Origin of the sequence: Microbacterium sp. Leaf351 (assembly GCF_001423825.1) — a bacterium.
In the GTDB taxonomy this organism is placed as follows: domain Bacteria; phylum Actinomycetota; class Actinomycetes; order Actinomycetales; family Microbacteriaceae; genus Microbacterium; species Microbacterium ginsengisoli.
Map to the genome: position 1 here is coordinate 171,538 of NZ_LMPK01000002.1, position 686 is coordinate 172,223.

At 73.3% G+C, this 686-nt stretch carries 1 pseudogene; it reads left to right on the forward strand.

Annotated elements, in window-relative coordinates:
- Nucleotides 1-686: pseudogene (locus tag ASG00_RS15035) on the forward strand (hypothetical protein); the annotation flags it as partial.

Sequence of the window (686 nt, forward strand, 5' to 3'; positions counted from 1 at the left end):
CCGTCTCCCGCTACGGGGCCGGCAAGGCGGGCTTCTACATCCAGGTCGGCTGGCTCGCGCCCACGTGGCGCCCGTCCGAGGGTGCCCTGTCGTCGGCGCGCTCGAACGCCGCATCGACGTGGGTCGCCGACGCCGCCAACTCGTTCGCCCCCACGAAATGGACGGTCGCCGCCGACGGCACCGTCGGAGCCGAGTGGACCGTCGACGTGACCCAGGCCGCGCTCGACGCCGTCAAGATCGAGGGCGGCAGCCTGGCCGTCTTCACCGTCGGCGCCGGCGGCGTCGTGCAGGCCGCGGCCGAGCGGGCGGTGCCGATCACCTTCGCGCCCGATCGGCGGGCTGCGGCATCCGTGACCTCTGCCACGGCCGATCAGGGCCTCGCCGTGCATGTCGACGCGACCGGGCTCGGCTCGGTCTCCGGCGCGTACGTCGCACTCATCGAGAAGGGAACCGAGGCGGATGTCACCGCTTCCGACGGCTCCGCAGCGATGACGTGGGCGCGCGGCATCACCGGCGGCGTGCTGAGTACCGACCTGATCGCGCCCGCCGCAAAGCTCGACCCCGCGCTCGACTACGAGGTCATCGTGTGGCAGCAGCACACCCTCCCGTCGGCGGGCACCCTGTACGCCCGCGCCGACCTGACGGTCACCGAGGCTCAGTGGCAGCAGGTCTTCCCCGGCGCCCCG